The 16,187-nt window shown below is 72.0% G+C and carries 12 protein-coding genes; 9 read left to right on the forward strand and 3 right to left on the reverse strand.

Annotated features, from left to right (window positions below; genetic code table 11):
• Positions 1 to 2: 2 nt before the first annotated feature.
• Positions 3 to 1,067 carry a methyltransferase gene (locus IGA62_RS28225; RefSeq protein ID WP_145817743.1) on the reverse strand — a complete coding sequence of 355 codons (1,065 nt, stop codon included), beginning with the start codon at positions 1,065 to 1,067 and terminating at the stop codon, positions 3 to 5.
• A 188-nt stretch (positions 1,068 to 1,255) separates the two neighbouring features.
• Between IGA62_RS28225 and IGA62_RS28230 the strand changes: the two genes are divergently transcribed.
• Positions 1,256 to 2,326, forward strand: a complete 1,071-nt coding sequence (locus tag IGA62_RS28230) for a GHMP family kinase ATP-binding protein (protein ID WP_198501139.1) — start codon at positions 1,256 to 1,258, stop codon at positions 2,324 to 2,326.
• 18 nt (positions 2,327 to 2,344) lie between these two features.
• Here IGA62_RS28230 and IGA62_RS28235 read toward each other — a convergent pair whose 3' ends face one another.
• Entirely contained in the window at positions 2,345 to 2,935 is a 591-nt protein-coding gene (locus tag IGA62_RS28235) for a DUF6114 domain-containing protein (protein WP_222433314.1), read from the reverse strand.
• A gap of 2 nt (positions 2,936 to 2,937) precedes the next feature.
• Entirely contained in the window at positions 2,938 to 3,573 is a 636-nt protein-coding gene (locus tag IGA62_RS28240; protein WP_145817742.1) for a DUF6230 family protein, read from the reverse strand.
• 454 nt (positions 3,574 to 4,027) lie between these two features.
• Between IGA62_RS28240 and IGA62_RS28245 the strand changes: the two genes are divergently transcribed.
• From IGA62_RS28245 to IGA62_RS28280, 8 genes are all read left to right on the forward strand, one after another.
• Positions 4,028 to 4,681: a Tat pathway signal sequence domain protein gene (locus tag IGA62_RS28245; protein WP_145817740.1), complete on the forward strand. Its 654-nt coding sequence runs from the start codon at positions 4,028 to 4,030 to the stop codon at positions 4,679 to 4,681.
• Positions 4,682 to 4,875: 194 nt separating this feature from the next.
• The gene (locus tag IGA62_RS28250; RefSeq protein WP_145817738.1) at positions 4,876 to 5,400 is read left to right on the forward strand and encodes a winged helix-turn-helix transcriptional regulator; all 525 of its coding nucleotides are present in this window, start codon (positions 4,876 to 4,878) and stop codon (positions 5,398 to 5,400) included.
• Between the two features lie 91 nt (positions 5,401 to 5,491).
• A complete protein-coding gene (locus tag IGA62_RS28255; protein ID WP_145817736.1) occupies positions 5,492 to 6,097 on the forward strand; it encodes a DUF4291 domain-containing protein in 606 nt (201 codons plus the stop codon).
• 183 nt (positions 6,098 to 6,280) lie between these two features.
• Entirely contained in the window at positions 6,281 to 7,627 is a 1,347-nt protein-coding gene (locus tag IGA62_RS28260) for a coiled-coil domain-containing protein (RefSeq protein ID WP_145817734.1), read from the forward strand.
• Between the two features lie 123 nt (positions 7,628 to 7,750).
• A complete protein-coding gene (locus IGA62_RS28265; protein ID WP_145817732.1) occupies positions 7,751 to 8,176 on the forward strand; it encodes an ATP-binding protein in 426 nt (141 codons plus the stop codon).
• 143 nt (positions 8,177 to 8,319) lie between these two features.
• Entirely contained in the window at positions 8,320 to 8,538 is a 219-nt protein-coding gene (locus tag IGA62_RS28270) for an MbtH family protein (protein WP_232624805.1), read from the forward strand.
• A gap of 2 nt (positions 8,539 to 8,540) precedes the next feature.
• A complete protein-coding gene (locus IGA62_RS28275) occupies positions 8,541 to 9,839 on the forward strand; it encodes an aminotransferase-like domain-containing protein (RefSeq protein WP_145817728.1) in 1,299 nt (432 codons plus the stop codon).
• A gap of 58 nt (positions 9,840 to 9,897) precedes the next feature.
• Positions 9,898 to 16,185, forward strand: a complete 6,288-nt coding sequence (locus tag IGA62_RS28280) for a non-ribosomal peptide synthetase (RefSeq protein ID WP_145817726.1) — start codon at positions 9,898 to 9,900, stop codon at positions 16,183 to 16,185.
• Positions 16,186 to 16,187: the final 2 nt, after the last annotated feature.

Below are 16,187 nucleotides of genomic sequence, written 5' to 3' on the forward strand. Positions count from 1 at the left end.
GGTCAGGCGAGGCGGCCCACGAAGATCGCGGTCGGCCCGGGGGTACGCCGCACCTCGACCAGGTGGAAACCGTTCGCGGCGAACAGCGCCGCCATCTCCGCCGCGCTACGCTCCCGGCCGCCGCTGCCGACCATCATCTGCAGGTCGAGGAAGCCGGGATGGTTGCCGCCCGATCCCTCCGGCACCAGGCAGTCCAGCACCAGCAGCCGGGCGCGTGGGGTGAACGCCGGCCGCAGCCGGTCGAGGACCGGGCGGGCCTGTTCGTCGGTGAGCCCGTGCACGATGTTGCGCATCAGGTACGCGTCACAGCCGGGCGGCACGTGATCGTAGAAGCTGCCGTTGACCAGCTCCACCCGTTCGGCGACTCCGGCGGCCCCGAGCACGGCCGGTGCGTCGGCGGTGGCGGCCGGCAGGTCGTAGAGCACCCCGCGCAGGTGCGGGTGCGCGGCCAGGATCCCGGCCAGCAGCTGCCCCGAGCCACCGCCGACGTCGGCGATCCGCTCGTACCGGCCGAAGTCGTGCGCGGCCAGGATCTGCGGCATGTCGAGCCGGCTCAGCTCGCGCATCGAGCGATGGAAGTGCTCCCCCTCGTCGGGGTGCTCGGCGAAGTAGTCCCAGAGGAACCCGCCGTACTGTCGGGGGAACGCCGGGCGCCCCTCGGTGACCGTGGCGGTCAGGTCGGACCAGATCCGCTGGTTCCAGCCGGAGCTGATCTGGATCAACGTGTGCCGGACCGAGCGCGGATGGTCGCTGCGCAGCGGTTCGGCGAGCGCGTTCAGTGCGAAGGTGCGGGGCCCGGTCCGGCGGAAGATGCCGTCGGCGGCCAGCGCCCGCAGCACCCGGAAGAGGCTGTCCTCGTCGGCGGCCGTGGCGGCGGCGAGCGTCGCCACGTCCCGGGGACCGTCGGTGAGCTGATCGGCCACCCCCAGCCGGGCGACCGCGCCGAGCGCGTGCGTACGCCAGAAGCCGGACGCGGCGTCGAGCAGGCTCGCGGGTGGTGGCGCGAGCCGCCGCGACGTGCCGTTCAGGGCGGAGCCGACCGCGCGAACCGCATCGACCAACACCATGGGGGGAGCTGATGGTTTCTTCGCCACGAATCGCACGTTAGCCGCCTTACGGGACGAAGTAACCAGCCAAACGGCCTATTGCGGCAAGTCGGACTTCGCCCTGGTCAAGGCGACAACACCGGCAGGTCGGCCGCCGAGCCCGGACGGCGGACCGGCCGCCGATCTCGGCAGGGGTCAGACTCGACGACGTGACCCGCACCCCGCCCACGGTCGGCCAGGGCAGCCGCGCAGCCGCGCCGCAGCCGGACGTCCTCCTCGACCAGCCCGTCGACCATCCGCCCGGGGTGGTGGCCGGGCCCCGCGACGTCGACGCCCGGACACGGGTCGACCGGTCGGACGCCCCACCGGGGCCGGTGGGAGGCGACGGGCCGGCCGGGGTCGGGCACGCCCCGTGCCACCACGGCGAGATCCTCCAGGGCATCTTCCTGGACTCCGCCGGACGCCCGTGCCGGGGCCTGGTCACCCTTCCCGTTCCCGGTACGGGCACCACCGCCACCTTCGTCCGCCACCTGGAGAGCCCCGCCGGCCACCTGACGGTCCGCCCCGCCGACCGGGACAAGGCCCGGCGCGCCGCCGCCCTGGCGGTCGCCGAGTGCGCGCGCCGGACCGGGGAGCAACCCTGCGGTGGGCGGCTGGCGCTGCACGGCCGGGTTCCGGTCGGAATCGGAATGGGCTCCTCCACCAGCGACGTCATCGCCACGGCACGCGCGGTCGCAGCCAGCTTCGGCGTCCGGCTGCCCCCGGAGACGGTGGCCCGGATCGCGGTCCGGGCCGAGCAGGCGTCCGACCCGCTGATGCTGGGGACCAGCGCGGCCCTGTTCGCCTCCCGGGAAGCCCGCGTGCTGGAGGACTTCGGCGGCCCGCTGCCCAGCGTCGTCGTCCTCTCCTGCACCACCGGCGCGGGGCGCCCGGTGGACACGCTCGCCCTGCCCGCGCCGCCCGTGCGGGCGGTGCCGGCGTACGAGGAGCTACGGGCCGCGCTGCGGCAGGCGATCGTCACCGCCGACGTCGGGCTGCTGGCCCGGGTCAGCAGTGAGAGCGCCCGACGCAACCAGCCCCTGCTGCCCAAACCGGAACTGGACGTCCTGGAGCGGGTGGCGGGACGGGCCGGCGCGGCCGGTGTCCAGGTCGCGCACAGCGGCAACGTGGCCGGGCTGCTCTTCGACCCGGCCACTCCCGACCTGCCCGACCGGCTGCGCCGTGCCGCCGGAGGTCTTGCGGCACACGGCCTGCGGGTCGGCCGGTCCTTCGGGATCTGACCGAGGGACCGGCCGGCCTCAGCGGGCGTGCTTCGCGTCCGACGGGGCGACGGTCTCGGACCGCACGGCCGTCTCGACGGTGGTGGTGGAGTCCGTGGCGGGCCCGGACACCGCCGTCGGCGCGGCGGACTCCACGCCGGCGGGGGTTGCGTCGGCCGGATCAGCCGGTGCGGGGGTTGCCGCCTCCGGGTCGGCCGGCGCGGGGGCGACTCCGGCCGGGAGGCGGTGGCGCGGTGTCCAGGCCAGCGCCAGGCAGCCGCCGACCAGGGCGAGCAGCATGCCGATCAGGAAGCCGCCGAGGTTCGAGGTGAGCCAGGACGCCAGCGCCAGGATGATCGACACGATGGCGTAGAAGGCCCGCTGCGCGGGCGTGGCGAGCAGGAGCACGCCGCAGGTCACCAGCAGCAGCGGAACGAGGTAGCCGGCCATCCCCTGGAGTCCGATGTGCAGGATGACCGGCAGAGGCGCACGGACCGAGGCCAGGATCTCGGCCCCGCCGAGGATCACCAGGAGCGCCCCCCAGAACGGACGGGTCCGACGCCAGCGCCGGAACCGGCCGGGCCGGTTCCGGCGGGACGTCGCGACGGGCCCGGGGACCGCGTCGGCCATCGTCAGCAACCCTCCGACGCGAAGCTCATCCGCAGATTGGGCAGCGTGAAGGCGGATGCGGTGGTGGCCCAGTTGTTCTGCCGGAGCTTCTCGATGACGACGGTGTCGGCCTGCTGGGCGAAGATGCCGATACCGCCCTTGACGCCGGGAACCTTGTCGAGGGTGCTGGCGTCCTGCCCGATGTCAATCTTGGAGAAGTCGGCGTCACCGGTGATGCTGTCGGAGTCGACGACGAGGGTGCGGGCCTTGACCGGCTTGCCCGCGTTACCGGCGGTGATCTTCAACACCATTCCGCCCATGTCGACGCTCTGGCAGAGGTTGGTCAGCTCGGCCCGGTCGATGGCCGAGACGATCACCACGACCTGCCCGCCGGTGTCCCCCTCGTTGGGGCTGCCCTCGACCATGTGGTCCAGTGCGGCGAACTGCTCGAAGCCGGTGCCGTCGAGCCGGTCGGCGGTCACCGTGAAGGGCAGACCGGAGATGGAGAACTGTGCCGCCAGGACGCCCTGGGCGGTGAGCAGCACCATGGCGGCGCTGAGCACACCGGTGCCGAGAAGCGCCGGAAAGAACCGGCGCCAGCGGACCGCGCCTTCTTCGGGCCCACTTGCGGAGGCGGTCGGGATATCGACGGACGACATGAACGACTCCCTTGATCGAATGGTGTCGCGGCGGACTGTCGACGGTGGAGATGGCACAAGTTACCGCCGGGTACGGTTCGCGGTCAAGGCGTCTGCCAGCTGCGTCTTCACAATGGCAAAAGAGTCAAAAACCCCGGCGACAGGGCCGCAGAATTGTTTCTTGACGGCGCGACCGCGATGGGCATATAACATCGGCAGAATTCATTGCTTCTCGTCGTGACGTCGCCTTCTGCGATCCGTCCGACCCACACCGACGCGACGACCGCCACGCGTCGACCCCGTCCCGGGCCGACCAGCGGACGGCCACGTCGCGCCTCCACCACCGCCGCCCCGCCCCGCACCGCCGCGCCGGCCGGGTCGACGGTGCCGTACGCCCGAGAAGGGAGGCCCGGACCACCCCGTCCGTTCCCACCCGCACCCCCACCCCCCCCACCACCACACCCAGGGAGACGTCATGCGCAGGTACGCGTACCTCACCCTCGCCGCGGCCTCGGCGATGCTGGCAGTGCTCGCCAGCGCCGGGCCGGCCGCCGCGGCGGGCACCGTACTCACCTACAACAGCGCGACCGGACCGTCGGCCGGCGCCGGCGATCTGCTGTACGCCCCCAACAAGACCGGCACCACGGTCAACCTCTACAACTCCACCACCGGCACCACCGGCGTGAAGTGCAGCCAGGCCAGGTTCGAGGCGAAGGTCCTCACCAACCCGGCCGCTCCGGGCACGGCCACCGAGAGCGTCACTTCGCAGACGGTCGCCAGCTGCACGAGCAACGTCATCGGGGTGATCGGCGTCCGGGGCATCACCGTGAACAACCTGCCCTTCAACGCCTCGGTCACCAGCGGCAAGGTCGTCACCATCACCGGCGGCGCAGCCGGACCGATCCAGACGACCGCCTCGCTCAGCACCCTGCTCGGCGCGATCACCTGTGTCTACCAGGCCGTCAACAACCGCCTGGTGGGCACGGCGAACAACGCCGACGCGTCCATCACCTTCGTCAACCAGCCGTTCACCAAGGTCTCCGGGCCCGGCACCTGCTTCGCCACCGGTTACTTCAGCGTGACCTACGCTCCGGTCACCGGCCCGGGCGGAACGGTGTTCGTGAACTGACGATCCCGCCCGACCGGCGGTGATCCCCCTCCCGGCCGGTGTCGACCCGCGCGACGTGTCGGCACCGGCCGGGAACCGGTGCGGGCACCCGGACCGGGCGACCAGTCCGCTGGCGGGGTCCACCCGGGACGGCCGGAGACACCGAAACTTCGACGAGTATCGATTTCCAACGTTGTAGTGCCTAGACTGAGCGGATGCAGTACCGCCTCAGTTCGGTCCAGGCATGCTCGCTCGCCCGCGCCCTCGACGTCATCGGTGAACGGTGGACGCTGCTCATCGTCCGGGACGCGCTGCTGGGCGTCACCCGCTTCGACGGCTTCCTCCGCAGCCTCGGCATCTCCCGCAACATCCTGACCGACCGGCTCAACACCCTGGTCGGAGCCGGTGTGCTCGACCGGGTGCCCTATCAGGACCGGCCGGTGCGGCACGAGTACCACCTCACCGACCGGGGCCGGGAACTGGTCCCGGTGGTGCTGGCCGTGACGCAGTGGGGCGACCGGCACCTCGCCGGCCCGCAGAACCCGGCCCGGCTCGTCGAACACGAGGGGTGCGGCGGACCGGTCCGGGCGACCGTCCTCTGCGCCGACTGCGATCGGCCGCTGGCACCGACCGAGGTGAGCAGCGATCCCTCCCCCCGCCTCGCTGCCCGCCACCCGCAGGAGCAGGAGGCCGGCCGGGACACCCGCAACCGGTGGCGGTCCCCGGCAAGCGTCCGGTGAGCCGACGTGGGGGCCGGTGGCGACGAGGTGGCCGGACGGGCACCCGGTAAAACGGTCGCCCGGACCGGACCGGTCGGTGATGATCGGCGCCATGGAACGTCCGCTCCGCGAGATCCGGGCCGGGTACGGTGCCGACACGATCACCGTCTACCAGGCGTACGCCCCGGCGATCGCCGCACCGGCGCTGCGCCACGGCCGGTTCGTCGCACCGTTCAAGCGCGACCGGATGACCTGGGTGAAACCGTCCTTCCTCTGGATGATGTACCGCTGTGGTTGGGGCACCAAGCCGGACCAGGAGTGCGTGCTCGCGATCGAGATCAGTCGCACCGGGTTCGAGTGGGCGCTGGCCAACTCCTGCCTGAGCCACCACGACCCCGACCGGTACGCCGACCGCGCGGCCTGGTCCCACCGGCTCCGGCGCAGCCCCGTGCGGGTGCAGTGGGACCCGGAACGCGACCTCGACCTTCGGCCGCTGCCGTACCGCTCGCTCCAGGTCGGTCTCTCCGGTGAGGCCGTCGACCGCTACGTCGACGACTGGATCGTGGCCGTCCACGACGTCACGCCCACCGCCCACGCCGTGCGCGCCCGGCTGGCCGAGAGAGACCGCGCGGGGGCGCTGGCGCTGCTGCCCGAGGAGCGCCCGTACCCGCTCCCGTCCGACGTGGCCGCCCACATCGGAGCATCGGGGGTTCGCTGAGGAGCCGGACCGGAGACCCGCCCCCGACACCCGGTACCGACGGTCGCACCCGGCGGCCGGAACGTCCCCGACCCGGTACGGGGCTCGGTGACGACCCCTGACCCGGCCGACGGTAGCCTTGCGCCGCGTCATGCCGTGGGTCATCCACCGGCGTGACGCCCGCGATCGTACGGAGGGTGGCGCATGTCCCACGGCGAGGAGCCGTTCGCACTACGCGATGTCATGATCTCGCGACCGAGTTTCGAACTCGCGCTGCGTGGCTACGACAAACGACAGGTGGACCGGTACGTCGAACAGGTCGACGCCGAGATCACGGCGCTGACGGGCGCGCGGGACCGGGCCTCCGGTCAGCTCCAGTCCCTGGCGGCGCAGCTCCAGAAGGTCCAGACGGAGCTGGTCGAGCTGCGCCAGCGGCCGGCGCAGGTGGACCGCGCCTCCTTCCGCGACCTGGGTCCGATGGTCGACCAGATCCTGGCCCTGGCGGAGAAGCAGGCCGCGGCGATCACCGAGGCCGCCACCGCGCGGGTGTCCGGGCTGGAGACCGAGGCGGAGCGGGTGCTCACCGAGGCCCGGGAGCAGGCGACCCAGCGGCTGCGCGAGCTGGAGGAGGACCTGTCCACCCGGCGGGCCGAGCAGGAGAAGGCCCACGAGGAGCTGCGGGCCGCCGCCCAGGCCGAACTCACCGAGACCCGCGAAGTGGCACAACGCCTGCGCGCGGAGGGCGAGGCCGCACACGAACGCGCCCAGCAGGAGGCCCAGCGGATCAACGAGCAGACCGCGCAGCAGGTCGAGCGGACCCGGGCCGAGGCCGAGGCGCTGCTGGAGGCCGCCCGCGCGCAGATCCAGCAGGAGGTACACGCGGCCCGTGCACAGACCCAGCAGGAACTGGCCCAGTGGCAGGCCGGCGTGGAACGGGAGATCGAGGAACGGCGCGCCGCCGCGGAGCAGGAACTCACCGAATACCGCTCGGCGGCCGAGCAGGAGCTCACCCGCCAGCGGAGCACCGCCGAGCAGAAGATCGCCACGCTGGTCACCGAGGCGCAGCAGTACTCGACCAAGCTGCGCCAGCACGCCGACGAGCAGGCCGGCGTCCACCAGCAGCAGCTCACCGCCGTGCAACAGGAGATCCGCGAGCGGCGACAGGCCGTGGCCCAGCTCCAGAACGAGCTGGACGCCGCCCAGCAGCACCTGGCGCAGTCGCGCCAGGAGGCCGGTGGGGTGGAGCGGGAGATGGCCCAGCTCCAGCAGCGACTCACCGAGACCCGCCAGGAACTCGCCGGCGAGCTGACCCGCTTGGACGAGGTGCGGCGGGCGGCTGAGTCCGCCGAACGGCACGCCAAGGACGTCCGGGCCCGGGTACAGCGCGAGGCGAAGCGGGTCGCCGACCTGGCCGCGGCGGCGGTGATGGCAGCCGCCGCGGGCGGTGCCCCGACCAGCGAGTACCCGCAGGTGGCACCCCGCCCGGCGGGGGCCAACGGCGCCCACCAGGCCACCGAACCGGCCGGCGGCAGGGTGGGCGCGGACGCCTGAGCGAACGTGGTGGACGGCCTGACCGCCGTGCACCACGTCCCGCGTCACCAGGCGGGCCGCCCCTCGGGCAGCAGACCGGCGGTGATCCGCTTCGACCACGCCTGACGTGGGTAGACCTGGGGCATGGGAACGCTGCGGACGTCACCACCACCGCCCCGGGCGGTCGAGCTCCGGCGTTGGATGCTGCGCCGCCCGGAGGACCTGCGTGTCCTCCGGGCGGCGCTGCACGAGACGCTGACCGGTGACGACCTGGTCGACGGGGCGCGTCTCGACGAGGTACCGGAGCTGGTGGTGCTGGTCGCCACCGAACTGGCGACCAACGCGCTACGGCACGGGCTGCCGCCGACGATCGTCACCCTCTCGGCGTCGGAGCGCCTCTTCTACCTGGACGTGGCCGACCACGACCTGAGCACGGTGCCGGAGCTGGCCGACTTCCAGCCGATCGGCTCGGGCGGCCGTGGCCTCCAGATCGCACTCGCCCTCTCCCTGGACGTCGGCTGGTACGCCACCGACACCGCCAAGCACATCTGGGCGTCGTTCGACCGCTGAACCCTCGCTGCGGACGTGGGAACCGGGCGCGACGGGTGACGGTAAGAATGCGGGAAGCGACCGGTGAGTGGCGACCGTCAGTCTTGTCCCGGCGCCTCGTGGAGGCGGCTGCACAGGGTCGGACGACACGAGGAGCGCTCCCGGTGAACCCCTTCGACGACGAGAACGCCCCATTCAAGGTTCTGGTGAACGACGAGGGTCAGTACTCCGTCTGGCCGGCGTTCGCGGAGGTTCCCGCCGGGTGGACGGTGTGCCTGGCCGACTCGCCCCGCAGCGAGTGCCTGGCCTACGTGGAGGCGAACTGGGTCGACATGCGGCCCCGTAGCCTGGTCGAGGCGATGCGGGCGGGCGACGCGCGGTGACGATGAGCCCTCCGGCCGCCGACGTCGACCTGCGCGGCGGCGAGCTCTTCGCGTTCCTGAGCTCACCGCAGGCCGACACCATGAACTTCCTCAACGAGATCGCGCTGCGGTTCCCCGACGCCGTCTCGTTCGCCGCCGGCCGGCCGCACGAGGGCTTCTTCAGCGTCGACCTGATCCGGCGGTACCTCGACACGTACACCGAGCACCTGCTGCGCGAGTACGACCGGGACGAGACCCGGGTGTGCCAGGACCTGCTCCAGTACGGCCGGACCAAGGGCCTCATCCACGACCTGGTCGCGAAGAGCCTCTCCGTCGACGAGGGCATCGAGGTCGACCCGGACTCCATCGTGGTCACCGTGGGCGCCCAGGAGGGGCTCTACCTGGTGCTGCGCGCCCTGCGCCGGACGGCTGGAGACGCGATCCTGGCGGTACAGCCCGGTTACGTCGGGCTCACCGGTGCCGCGGAACTGGTGGACATGCCGGTTCTGCCGGTGCGCGGCGGCCCCGGGGGCGTGGACCTGACCGACCTGGGCGACACGCTGCGCCGGGCGCGGACCGACGGACTGAACCCGCGGGCCCTGTACCTGAACACCGACTTCGCCAACCCCACCGGCCACAGCCTGAGCCGGGCGGCCCGCGAGGAACTACTGCGCGCCGCCGAGGACTCCGGGATCCTCCTGATCGAGGACAACCCGTACGGCATCTTCGGCCCGGAGCGGGAGAACCCGCCCACGCTGAAGGCGCTGGACCGCTCCCGCCGGGTGGTGTACGTGGGCTCGTTCGCCAAGTCCGGCTTCCCCGGAGCGCGGGTCGGGTACGTCGTCGCCGACCAGCGGGTCGACCGGGACGGACGGCACGAGTCGCTGGCCGACCAGCTCGCCCGGATCAAGAGCATGCTGACGGTCAACACCTCTCCGATCGGGCAGGCCGTGATCGGCGGAAAGCTGCTGGAGAACGGGTTCAGCATGCGCGCCGCCAACAAGCGGGAAATCGACGTCTACCAGCGCAACCTCCGGCAGCTCCTCGACGGTCTCGCCGCCCACTTCCCGGCCGGCAGCCAGCCGGAGGTCACCTGGAACTCCCCGGACGGCGGGTTCTTCCTGCTGCTGAACGTGCCCTTCGAGGCCGGTGACGACGTCCTGGAACGGTCCGCGCGGGAACACGGGGTGCTGTGGACCCCGATCCACCACTTCTACGGCGACGGGCGACCACGCCGGCAGATCCGGCTGTCCTTCAGTCACCTGAGCCCGGCCGAGATCGACGAGGGCCTGCGCCGGCTCGCCGGCTTCGTCCGGTCCTGACCTGCGGCGTCCTCGCGCGTCTCCCCGCACCTCCGCACACCCGAAAGAGAGCAGTCTGATGGTCCCGTTGTCGTTCGCGCAGCGTCGGTTGTGGTTCCTGGACCGGCTGGAGGGCCCGTCCGCGACGTACAACATCCCGGTGGTGACCCGCGTCCGGGACCGGATCGACGCCGCTGCGCTGGAGGCCGCCGTCACCGACGTGGTGGGCCGCCACGACATCCTGCGGACGGTCTACGTGGAGGTCGACGGGGAGCCGGTCCAGCGGGTGCTGCCCCTGGCCGGGACCCGGGTGGACTTCGCCCACGTGGTGCTCTCGGCGGACGAGGCCGACGCGGCGGTGACCGAGACGTGCGCGCGACCGTTCGACCTGGCCACCGAGCTGCCGCTGCGGGTGCGGTTGTTCACCGTCGGGGAGCGGGACCACCTGCTCGTGATCTCGTTGCACCACATCGCCGGGGACGGCACGTCGATGGGGCCGCTCAGCCAGGACCTCTCCACCGCCTACGCCGCCCGCACCGCCGGTCGCGCCCCCGAGTGGGAACCGCTGCCCGTCCAGTACGCCGACTACAGCCAGTGGCAGCGAGCCCTGCTCGGCTCCGAAGACGACCCGGACAGCAAGATCAGCCGTCAGCTCGCGTACTGGGGTGAGGCCCTCGCCGGGCTGCCGGAGGAACTGCCGCTGCCCACCGACCACCCCCGCCCACCGCAAGCCTCCTACCGGGCCGGACGCGTCGACCTCACCATCGACCCCGCCACCCACGACGCGCTGCGCGTCGTGGCCCGCAACAACGACGCGACCCTGTTCATGGTCGTCCAGGCCGCCATCGCCACCCTCCTCACCCGACTCGGCTGCGGCACCGACGTCCCGCTGGGCACCGTCGTCGCCGGACGCACCGACGACACCCTCGACCAGTTGATCGGGTTCTTCGTCAACACCCTCGTCCTGCGCACCGACACCACCGGCAACCCCACCTTCGACGAACTCCTCCACCGCGTCCGCGACACCGACCTCACCGCCTACGACCACCAGGACCTTCCCTTCCAACGCCTCGTCGAACACCTCCACCCCGCCCGCTCCCTCGCCCGGCACCCGCTGTTCCAGATCGCCTTCGCGGTGGACCGGGGGCTCGTCCTGGAAATGGACGGGTTGGACGTGGTGGCGGAGAAGGCGCCGTTCGAGACGGCGAAGTTCGACGTGTTCTTCGGGTTCGTCTCGCGGGAGGGGACCAGCGAGCTCGAGCTGACCGTCACGTACGCGAAGGACCTCTTCACCCGGGCCGGCGCGGAGGCGCTGGGGCGGCGGCTGGTCAGCGTGCTGGAGCAGGTCGCCGCCGACCCCGGGCGACGGCTGGGGTCCACGGACATCCTGACGTCCGAGGAGCGTCGTCAGGTTCTCGCCGGTTTCAACGCCGCCACGCCCCGCGTGCCGTCCGAGACCCTTCCGGCGCTCTTCGAGCGGCAGGTACGGCAGCACCCGGACGCCGTCGCGGTCGTGCACGGCGGCGCGGAGATCACGTACCGGGAACTGAACGCACGGGCCAGCCGGCTCGCCCACCACCTGGCGGGTCAGGGGGTCGGACCGGACGTTCCGGTGACCGTGTCGATGAGCCGGTCGGCGGACCTGGTCACCGTCCTGCTGGCGATCAGCAAGGCGGGCGGCTGCTACGTGCCGCTGGACCCGGCGTACCCGACGGCCCGCAAGGAGTACGTGCTGCGGGACACGGCACCGCCGGTGATCCTCGTCGACGACCCCGGTCTCCTGCCCGAGGTCCCGGCAACGAAGGTGCTGGTCGTCGGTGAGGAGCTGTGGCGTGAGGTCGCCACCCTGCCCGACACCGACCCGCGGCCGCCGCTCCACCTGGACAACGCGGCGTACGTGATCTACACGTCGGGGTCGACGGGCGCGCCGAAGGGCGTCACGGTCACCCACCGGGGCATCAGCCGACTGGCCCACCGCTACCAACGTGACTTCGAGGTCCGGCCCGGCAGCCACATCCTCCAGATCGCCTCGATCGGCTTCGACGGCTCCGTCTGGGAGATGCTGATGGCCCTCCTCGCCGGCGGCACCGTCATCCCCTTCGCCCCCGAGCAACTCCTCACCGCCGGCACCGGCCACGACCTCGTCCGCCGGACCACCCACGTCACCGTCACCCCGTCACTACTGGCGTCCCTGCCCGCCGGCACCATCCCCACCGGGGCGATGGTCATCACCGCCAGCGAGGCCTGCCCCCAGTGGCTCGTCGACACCTGGTCCGTCGAATACCGCCTCGTCAACTCCTACGGGCCCACCGAGGTCACCGTCTGCGCGAGCGGTGGACCGCTGCCCGCCGGTGAACCGGTCACCATCGGCGTCCCGGTCGCCAACACCGACCTGTACGTCCTCGACGGATCCCTCCAGCCCACCCCTGTCGGGGTACCCGGCGAACTGTACGTCGCCGGTCCGGGCCTGGCCCGGGGATACGTCAAGCGAGCCGCCATGACCGCGTCCCGCTTCGTCGCCGACCCGTACGGCCCGGCCGGCAGCCGCATGTACCGCACCGGCGACCTCGTCCGCTGGGACGCCGACGGACGGCTGCACTTCCTCGGCCGCACCGACGACCAGGTAAAGATCCGCGGCTTCCGCATCGAACTGGGCGAGATCGAGACCACCCTCACCGCACGACCCGACATCCGCCACGCCGCCGTCATCGCCCGCGAAGACCAACCCGGCGACAAACGCCTCGCCGCCTACCTCGTCCCCACCGACAACACCACCATCGACGTGGCCACCCTGCGGCAGGACCTCGGCGCGCAGCTGCCCGACTACATGGTCCCCACCGCCTACGTCGTCATGGACGCCCTGCCCATCACCGCCAACGGGAAACTCGACCGTAAAGCCCTGCCGGTGCCGGCCCACACCACCAGCGCGCACGCCGCCCCCCGCACCGCCCGCCAGGACGTCCTCTGCCGGCTCTTCGCCGCCGTCCTCGGCCTCCCCGACATCGGCACCAGCGACAACTTCTTCGACCTCGGCGGCCACTCCCTCCTCGCCACCCGCCTCGTCAACCGCATCCGCACCACCCTCGGCGTCGAACTCGGCGTCCGCGACCTCTTCGAGAACCCCACCGTCGCCACCCTCGAACCCCACCTGAACACCGGCTCGTCGCGTCCCCCGCTCGGCGCGGTGACCGACCGCCCGGATCCGCTGCCGCTCTCCTCGGCCCAGCGCCGGCTGTGGTTCCTGCACGGGGTGGAGGGTCCGTCGGCGACGTACAACGTGCCGGTCACCACCCGCCTCCACGGCACGGTCGACGTCGACGCCCTCCGGGCCGCCGTCGGCGACCTCGTCGCCCGACACGAGATCCTCCGCACCACCTACACCGAGATCGACGGCGAACCCGCCCAGCGCATCCACGACCCCGCCCCCGGCGTCGCCACCTTCGCTCACCACACCGTCACCCCGGAGCAGGCCGAGCCCCTCCTCGCCGCTCTCTCCGCCCACCCGTTCGACCTGGCCCGCGAAGCGCCCCTCGCCGTCCACCTGATCTCCACCGGCGACCGGGACCACCTGCTCCTGGTCAACCTGCACCACATCGCCGGCGACGGCGCCTCCATGGCCCCCCTCGCCCAGGACCTCGCCACCGCCTACACCACCCGCACCACCGGCCACGCACCCGAATGGGAACCCCTGCCCGTCCAGTACGCCGACTACACCCTCTGGCAACAGCAACTCCTCGGCACCGACGACGACCCGGCAAGCGAGATCAACCGTCAGCTCACCTACTGGGGAACCGCCCTGGCCGGGCTGCCCGAGGAACTGCCGCTGCCCACCGACCACCCCCGCCCGCCGCAGGCGTCCTACCGGGCCGGACGCGTCGACCTCACCATCGACCCCACCACCCACGACGCGCTGCGCGTCGTCGCCCGCAACAACGACGCGACCCTGTTCATGGTCGTCCAGGCCGCCATCGCCACCCTCCTCACCCGACTCGGCGCCGGCACCGACATCCCCCTCGGCACCGTCGTCGCCGGACGCACCGACGACACCCTCGACCACCTGATCGGCTTCTTCGTCAACACCCTCGTCCTCCGCACCGACACCACCGGCAACCCCACCTTCAACGACCTCCTCCACCGCGTCCGCGACACCGACCTCACCGCCTACGACCACCAGGACCTCCCCTTCCAACGCCTCGTCGAACACCTTCGACCGGCCCGTACGCCCGGCCGGCACCCGCTGTTCCAGATCGCGTTGTCCCGAGCCGACCGCACCCCCACCACCACTCCCCTGCCGGGGCTGGAGTGCACACCGGAACCGACCCGCCTGTCCATCGCGAAGTTCGACCTCGACATCACCGTGGCGGACGAGCCGGTCGACGCGGACCTCGACATCACGATCACCTACGCCACGGACCTCTTCGTCCACCGGACCGTCGAGCTGATCGGGCAGCGCCTCGCCGCGATCCTGCGCCAGGTCGCCCGGCAACCCGCCACCCCGATCAGCCGGATCGACATCCTCACCGCCTCGGAGCGGCGGCAGTTGCTGGCCGAGGCCGCCGCCACCGCCGCCCCGGCCGTGGCGTGCAGCGTGGTGCGGGCCTTCGACGAGCAGGCGGAACGCACCCCGCACCACGTCGCGGTCACGGACGGACAGGTCGCCCTGACCTACACGGACCTACGGCAACGCGCCGAGCTGCTGGCCCGGACGCTGCGCGCGGCCGGGGTGACCGCCGAGACGCCGGTGCCGATGCTGATGCAACGGTCGGTCGACCTCGTCGTCGGCATCCTCGCCGTCCTCAAGGCCGGCGGCGCCTACCTGCCCATCCACACCGCCTACCCGCTGAACCGGATGCAGGCCGTGGCCGCGGACAGCACCTCACCGGTCCTCCTGGTGGACGCGGCGTTCCGCGACCACGACCTGGTCACCCAGGAGCGGGCCGCCGGCCGGCGGGTGCTGACCTGCGAACCGGACCCGACCGCCGGGACCACCGACCTACCGGACGTGCACCCGGACCAACTCTGCTACGTGATGTACACGTCGGGCTCGACCGGGGAACCGAAGGGCATCCAGATCACCCACCAGGGCGTCGTCGACCTCGTCCGCGACCCCAGCTGGACCATGCACCCCGACGACCGCGTCCTCCTCCACTCCCCCCACGCCTTCGACGCCTCCACCTGGGAACTCTGGGGACCACTCCTCGCCGGCGGACAGGTCGTCGTCGCCCCACCCGGCAACCTCGACGCCGCCGCCCTCCAGAACCTCATCCACGAACACAAGATCACGCGGCTCAGCCTCACCGCCGGCCTCTTCCGCGTCGTCGCCGACGAACTCGTCGACGCCTTCACCACCCTCACCGAGGTCACCACCGGCGGCGACGTGATCTCCGCCCAAGCCGTCAACCACACCCTGGCCCACTGCCCCACCACCATCGTCCGCACCACCTACGGCCCCACCGAAATGACCCTCTGCGTCACCCAGTACCCCTGGCGACACGGAGAACAAGCCGACGCCACCGTCCCCCTCGGACACCCACTGCACGACACCCACCTGTACGTGCTGGACCCTTTCCTGCAACCCGTCGCCACCGGTGTACCCGGCGAGCTCTACCTCGCCGGAGCCGGCACCGCCCGCGGCTACGTCAACCGCCCCGACCTCACCGCCAGCCGCTTCGTCGCCAACCCCTACGGCCCACCCGGCAGCCGCATGTACCGCACCGGCGACCTCGCCCGCTGGGACACCGACGGAAACCTGCACTTCCTCGGCCGCACCGACGACCAGGTCAAAATCCGCGGCTACCGCATCGAACTCGGCGAAATCGAAACCACCCTCACCGCACGACCCGACATCCGCCACGCCGCCGTCATCGCCCGCGAAGACCAACCCGGCGACAAACGCCTCGCCGCCTACCTCGTCCCCGTCGACGACGCCACCGTGGATGTGGCCGCCCTGCGGCAGGACCTCGGCGCGCAGCTACCCGACTACATGGTCCCCACCGCCTACGTGGTCATGGACGCCCTGCCCATCACCGCCAACGGCAAGCTCGACCGCAACGCCCTGCCCGCACCCGAACGGCAGACCACCACCGCCCAGGACACCCCCCGCACCGCCCGCCAGGACGTGCTCTGCCGGCTCTTCGCCGACGTGCTCGGCCTCCCGGACGTCGGCACGAACGACAACTTCTTCGACCTCGGCGGCCACTCCCTCCTCGCCACCCGCCTCGTCAACCGCATCCGTACCACCCTCGGCGTCGAAGTCGGCGTCCGCCAACTGTTCGAGAACCCCACCGTCGCCGCTCTCGAACCCCACCTGACCTCGGCTCGGCCTGCCCGTCCCACGCTTCGTGCGCGGTCGACGGGCAACCGCTGAAG

This window comes from Micromonospora sagamiensis (genome assembly GCF_014680085.1).
Classification (GTDB): domain Bacteria; phylum Actinomycetota; class Actinomycetes; order Mycobacteriales; family Micromonosporaceae; genus Micromonospora; species Micromonospora inyonensis.